The sequence below is a fragment of the Tamilnaduibacter salinus genome, assembly GCF_003096655.1.
Classification (GTDB): Bacteria; Pseudomonadota; Gammaproteobacteria; order Pseudomonadales; family Oleiphilaceae; genus Tamilnaduibacter; species Tamilnaduibacter salinus.
In genome coordinates this window covers 1-6,050 of record NZ_QEKQ01000015.1, presented here as the reverse complement: position 1 = coordinate 6,050, position 6,050 = coordinate 1, and the positions used below count along the sequence as shown (strand labels likewise).

The 6,050-nt window shown below is 57.0% G+C and carries 6 protein-coding genes; 2 read left to right on the top strand and 4 right to left on the bottom strand.

Translation table 11 applies throughout. The features are described from left to right. The coding region (locus tag C8D92_RS15735; RefSeq protein WP_207775202.1) for a hypothetical protein at nt 1-188 on the top strand (188 nt) is incomplete at its 5' end. A gap of 358 nt (nt 189-546) precedes the next feature. Here C8D92_RS15735 and C8D92_RS15470 read toward each other — a convergent pair. After that, on the bottom strand, nt 547-2,418 hold the full coding sequence (locus tag C8D92_RS15470) for an MFS transporter (protein WP_116919938.1): 1,872 nt from the start codon (nt 2,416-2,418) through the stop codon (nt 547-549). Nucleotides 2,419-2,606: 188 nt separating this feature from the next. On the opposite strand from C8D92_RS15470, the gene C8D92_RS15465 reads away from it, so the two are divergent. Next, nucleotides 2,607-3,062 carry an ABZJ_00895 family protein gene (locus C8D92_RS15465; RefSeq protein ID WP_116919937.1) on the top strand — a complete coding sequence of 152 codons (456 nt, stop codon included), beginning with the start codon at nt 2,607-2,609 and terminating at the stop codon, nt 3,060-3,062. 31 nt (nt 3,063-3,093) lie between these two features. On the opposite strand, the gene C8D92_RS15460 is transcribed toward C8D92_RS15465, so the two are convergent. From C8D92_RS15460 to C8D92_RS15450, 3 genes are all read right to left on the bottom strand, one after another. After that, on the bottom strand, nt 3,094-3,477 hold the full coding sequence (locus C8D92_RS15460; protein WP_133243141.1) for a hypothetical protein: 384 nt from the start codon (nt 3,475-3,477) through the stop codon (nt 3,094-3,096). Between the two features lie 31 nt (nt 3,478-3,508). Then, complete coding sequence (locus tag C8D92_RS15455) at nt 3,509-4,120, bottom strand: DUF2931 family protein (RefSeq protein WP_165819297.1); 612 nt, start codon at nt 4,118-4,120, stop codon at nt 3,509-3,511. Nucleotides 4,121-4,130: 10 nt separating this feature from the next. After that, on the bottom strand, nt 4,131-6,050 hold a 1,920-nt coding region (locus tag C8D92_RS15450), incomplete at its 5' end, for a T6SS phospholipase effector Tle1-like catalytic domain-containing protein (protein ID WP_207775201.1).

The following is a 6,050-nucleotide window of genomic DNA, read 5'->3' as shown; positions in this document are numbered from 1 at the left end:
ATCTGCGGCCCATCCATGATTGGGCGGTGCGGTGGAGTCGGTCGCCAGGGGGTGTCGCCGGGCACGGCGGTGAAGGCGTTGTGGTAGGTGGTCGGTTCCGTGCCGCCCTCTTCTTCCAGCGCCTGGGGCTGCTGGCCCGTTTGAGCCACTGGACCAGCGCCGGGTTCCGGGCGGTTGCCATGACCTGAGGCGTCAGTTTCATGCCGCAGACGAAAACCAGGGTGTCGAGTGCGATGGTTTCGGGCAGTCCTTCAAGCTCACCGATGGACGGTCCCTGCCAGCAGTTGACCGATTGACCGAGGCTCACAAAGTGAAGCCGGAAAAAGTCGCCGTGCAGCTCGTTGCTTTAGTGGATTGCCTGCACGGGGCCAGCCAGATCGAGAAGATGAACGTCCGGAAGCAGCAGGAATAACGCGTCCATGTCGGTTCCCGTTGTGATAGGTTATCGGAACAGGTTATCACGCAGTCCCATCATACCTTCCCTGGAATGGTGACCCGCTGTCTTTTGTTAGGCATGTCGGGAGTCGGTTTTCACCCGTGGTCACGCTATCCGTCACGAAGCATCACCACCTCATCACGCATACGTTTTGCCGTGGCTTCACCGGCGACGATCGACGTACCCACGACCAAGCCAATCCGGGACCAGACCCGGCGGAATGGCCGGCGCATCGGCGGACCGTCGACCCGGCTGAAGAAGCTGCCCCAGAGCCCCTGCAAAGCCATGGGAATGACCGGGACCGGGTTGCGATCAAGGATGCGTTCCACGCCGGGGCGAAATTCATCGACTTCGCCATCCGTGGTCAGCCGGCCCTCGGGAAAAATACAGACCAGTTCTCCCTGACTCAGCGCCTCGTCGATCGTATCGAAGGCCCGCTCCATGGTGTCCGGATCGTCTTTTTTTCCGGCGATCGGAATCGCACGGGCGGTGCGGAAAATAAAGCTCAGTACCGGCACCTGGAAAATGCGGTGATCCATGACGAATCGCACGGGTCGGCGAGTGCAGGCCGCCACGACGAGCGCATCGACGAAACTCACGTGATTGCACACGATCAATGCGGCGCCCGTGCGGGGGATGCGCTCCAGGTTTTCCTTGCGCACACGGTAGAGCGTGTTGACGATCAGCCATACCAGACACCGCATCATGAATTCCGGCACCAGCGTGTAGATATAGACCGCCACCAGTGCGTTGAGAACAGCGGTGAGCAGGAACAGTTCCAGGATGGTGACGCCGGCCGAGAGAAGGACGACCGCCATGATGGAGGACAGCACCATGGCGAGCGCGTTGAGAATGTTGTTGCCGGCGATGACGCGTGATCGCCGTTCCGGATGGCTGCGCTGCTGCACCAGGGCATAGAGCGGCACGATGAAGAAACCGCCGCTGACGCCAATCAGGGTCACATCCATCAGGACCCGGCCACTGCCGTGCTGTGCCCAGAAAGCCGACCAGCCCATCAGCGTGTCGCGGGCGGGAAAATCACTGGCGAAATAGAGGTCGGCACAGAACACCGTCAGCAGGAACGAGCCAATCGGCACCAGCCCGATCTCGACGACGTCCCCGGACAACCGTTCACACAGCATGGAGCCCAGCCCGACGCCCACCGAGAACATCGCCAGCAGCGCGATGTAGACGTCTTCATTCACGAACAGCACTTCACGGCTGAAGTTCGGCAGCTGGGTCAACAGTGTTGTCCCGAAAAACCAGAACCAGGAAATACCCAGAACGGACTTGAACACCGAGTCCACTTCCCGCGCGTAGCCGATGGTCCGCCAGGTCTCCTTGAACGGATTCCAGTGCAGACGCAGTCCCGGATCAGAGGGCGTGGCGGTGGGAATCTTCCAACTGAACAGGAGCCCAAGCAGACCCACACCCATCAGCGTGGTGCTGACCCAGATCGCGCCACCGTCCAGACTGATCAGCTTGCTGCCAGCGATGATGCCGAGAAGGATGGCGAGGAAGGTTCCCATCTCGACGAGCGCGTTCCCGCCAATCAACTCCTTCTCCCGAAGGTGCTGGGGCAGGATGCCGTACTTGATCGGCCCGAAGAAGGTGGACTGAACGCCCATCAGGAACAGCACACCGATCAGGAACAGGGGGCTGTCCAGCCAGAATCCCGCCACGGCCAGTCCCATCAGGCCGACTTCCAGCGCCTTGATAATCCGGATCAGCTGCGACTTCTCGAACTTGTCCGCAATCTGCCCCGCCGTTGCCGAAAACAGAAAGAACGGCAGTATGAACAGCCCGGCGCAGAGGTTCACCAAAAAATCCGAGTCCATTCCGGCGCTTCGCAGCCCCTGGAACGTGACGAGAATAATCAGCGCATTCTTGAACACATTGTCGTTGAACGCCCCCAGAAACTGGGTGGCGAAGAACGGGCCAAAGCGGCGTTGGCGGAGAAGTTGACCGGGTCCCTGGTGCATGGCATGTCCTTATCACTACTGCATTGTCGTCAGTCCCTTTGGCGTTTTCTTCCCTGGCCAAGGAGACCTGAGCTATCGGTTGGATTTCGTGGGTTGGGACGATAGCATACCCGCTCAAAACGGGAAGGCTGCCTAGGTAAAAGGATGTTTGCTCAACGGTCAGCCATAAGCAAGCAAGGACGCAAACCATGATCACAAGGACGATTCTCGTTGTTGCGGCCCTCTATGCCGCCATCCAGTTCTGCCACCTCGCGGCCCAGAGTTTATTCAGTATCACCATTCCTCCGATGGCGCAGTTCGGCTATGTCATGGCAGCTGCGTATGGCGGAGTTATGTCGTACGTGAACATTCAGCGTCGAGTGCCAACCTGGAAAGAAGCGACTGTTTTGTCGGCCGGGTCGATCCTTGCCGTCTGGATTGTCTCGGCGGTGTTCTTCCTCGTCTACCTGAACCTCGAAGAGGGAGTCCATGGCCTTCAGAATTTTCTGGGCATCTTCGCAGGACTCCCGGTTTGGCCAATTGTCGGGGTGCTGACTGGTGTTAATGTTTTGCAGTTCATAACGTTGATGTTTGTTTTCAGGTGGAGTGCCCGTCGGATCCTGGTTCGTAATCATCCGGTGAACCCCGGAGACCGTCAAAAGTGAGAATTCATCAAGGCCGCTGGCCCCTCTTGATTCAGGCTGGATTGAGGAATTGATTGGCGATGCACGCTGTAATAAAACCTATAAACATTCCGGTTGGCGGAACAATCGCCCAGAGATGCAGCGAAACAGGCATCTTGGCATCTGGATTTCCGATGTTAGCGGCTGTTCTCTGAAAGTGTCTGAGAGGGATGTGGCGTAGCAAGAGGAATAGCACAATGTGACAACTGCGGTTTAACCGACCGTAGGGCCCTTCTCCCCATACGGCCCTGATTGTCATGATTGAACGTTCCGGCCCTGCGATAAGGTCCTCTATCTGACGCAATTTCGGAAAACTGATCGTCAGAAGCACCAAAATGCTTAATGAGCTAATGCCGAAACCGCCGATGCCAATAAACATCGCCAATTCAGAAGACAAACTTACTCATCCTCTAAAATTGAATTCCGCATCATTGGGATGCTTTGTCTTCCCAGGGTGAGGGAATGACGCCACGCTCCACCAACTCTTTTGTTTGCGCTTTATGACCAATAACTTCCGGCTCGTAAGTTTTGCCTCGGGCCGCTTTGATGATTGGGGTACTAAAATCCTCGCTGTCATCATAAAGATCACATTGGCTGCACCACGCATGCCACCAGACCTGAACCTCCCCTTTGCCGGAAAAAGCGGTTACCAGATAGTGTTGGTACTCCGAAACCGGATATTTTTCATACCAGGCTTTGAGTTTGTCTTCCATGCTGTCTGGTAGAGTTAAATCAATTTTGTAATAGGTTTGGGTGCGATAAGAGAACCAACGAGCCTGAAGTGACTTGGGAGCTACAACAGAATCGCCCAGGCCAACCGTGCCTCCTCGTGGTGGCTGTTTTCCGAAACCGGACTCGTGGGAGCCTGCCGGTACTCCCCAACGGTTATCGAAAGTGAGGTTTTCAATCCAAATGGGCCAGCCTTTGGGCCCCCCAGAGGTTACCACCGAGAATCGAAACTGCTCCGGTTCGGTTTTACAACCAACGAGAAGTGTATGAATGAGTAAAAATGTACAACAAGCGATAGCTTTATATTGCACTGGAAGTTCCTTAACCGGTGATCGCCTTGGTAGGCGCATTCGCAAAAATGGTCCGCTCTCCCGAGGGCTCTGGAGCATGAGCTATGCTTCCGCTCCTTGCCGAGGTGTGAACGTAGCTGGATAGATATTGTTCTGCGGCATCCAGTGAGCCGCCAGCGGCTTCCCATTGGGTCAACGCCTGCTTGAGTTGATCGGGAATCTGATGGTTGGGGTTGCTTGGGTCCAGCCCATCAAGGGGCACCCCGGCGGTTGAGGCTGCCTCGTGCATGGCGTGCAACACATGAATGGACAGTTCCTTTCGAGTAGGCCGACGCTCTTCCACGATCACATCGATTCCCTCGACACGCATCTGGAGGTTTCTGGGGTCATTCTCGTTCCATTCTTTCACTTTCTGTTGAGCGTCCCTGATTGTACGTCCATTGGCTCCCAAACCGGCCCATGTCTCCACGTGGAAAATCTCGTGGTTCATTGTTCCAGTTGGGTTTTCGTAGCCGCCCCCAATGTCGGCATGAACGCCTGGGAATGCCGATTGTTGCATGGTGACCGGTAAGCGTCCGGACTCATCTCTCAGACTGGATAATGGGAAGTTCTCTCTAATCTCGTGGTGCGCACTGATTTGGAAAACTGTCTCGGCACTGCCCGTCGCCAGATTCAGGTTAAAGTCGAGGTTGGCATTATTCCCGGGGAGATAGAAGCTACCGACGGTATCAAAAAGACCAACAAAACCAACGGAGCCGGTGGCCTGCTGTGGAAAAGCTTCGACCCATTCCAGTCCGTTCCCGGGGAGCGGAGGTACCCAGAAGTCCCAGTCATACCTGGGCAATAGGATGTTCTGGGGCCATTGCTGGACGAGGTTCACGAAATGGCGAGCTAGCGCTGCGCCGCGGCTGAAACCAAAGATGTCGAAAACGATGTTCTTGTACTCGCTTGCAGCTAGCACGCGACGAATACCAGCTAATGCCTGCTTAATCCGGGTATGTCCTCCCTCCGGGCCGATCCCAAACGCTAACCCAACCACGCTCGTATCAGCTTCGGTGTTATTGTTCACCGAAGACTCGGGAATTGCTCCAGGCCCGGGTTGATAAATTCTGGTTATTCCCTCTCGCTCTTGATAGAGATCGTACAGCTTAGCGATGTTGGTAACGTCTCGATCATCCCGCTGACGATCCGTTTCCATATTGCAACTGGTGCCATCAAAGAAAACACCAATGCGCAAGGTTCGGTTTTGGGTACTCTTCTGGTTCTTGGCCGTTTGGGCGGCGGAGGGCGTTGCTGAGGCTGCTCCACCCGAACCAGACTGGCCTCCCGATCCGTGATCGTGCACCGTGCAGTGTCCGTTTTCATCCTGACTGCACGCCGACGCACTGACCGCCCCGGTCGCGGCGGCCGCTTTGAGGCGGTCGATGGTGGCCGAGGGATCGCCTTTGGGTCGCTGGTCGGTGGTGGCGAGGGCCTCGGGCTCGACCTTGCCGCCTTTGGCGGTGACGCCCTGTGGGCTCCCGGGGCTTTGCGCCGAGACGCCACTGCCGGAACCGGGTGCGCCGCCGGAGTTCATCTTGACCATCGGCCCGGAGACCGAGACGCCGCTGGGGTCGACTTTGACGAAGCTGCCGCCGGCAGCCAGGGTGACTTCGGCGCCGGCTTCGATCACAACCTTCATGCCCGCCTTGTGGTGGATTTCCTGGCCGGCTTCGATGAGCTGCCCCTTGCCCTGGTGGCTGTGATGGCTGCCGCCGACGGTGAGGCTGTGATCGCCGCCGATCTTCTCCCGTGTTTCCCCGTCCACAGTTCGATGGTCGTTACCTTTGACCTGCTGGACACGGTCGGTGTGCACGGTCAGGTGCTGGTTGTTCTTGACCACCTCCGTACGGTCGTTTTCAGTGAGCAGGTCCAGATCCTTCTGGGCGTGGACGTAGATCTGCTGCTGGTC

What these genes read in the sequence shown, in the direction of transcription:
- C8D92_RS15470 (WP_116919938.1), bottom strand. Translation starts at nt 2,418, where the DNA reads ATGCACCAGGGACCCGGTCAACTTCTCCGCCAACGCCGCTTTGGCCCG.
- C8D92_RS15465 (WP_116919937.1), top strand. Translation starts at nt 2,607, where the DNA reads ATGATCACAAGGACGATTCTCGTTGTTGCGGCCCTCTATGCCGCCATC.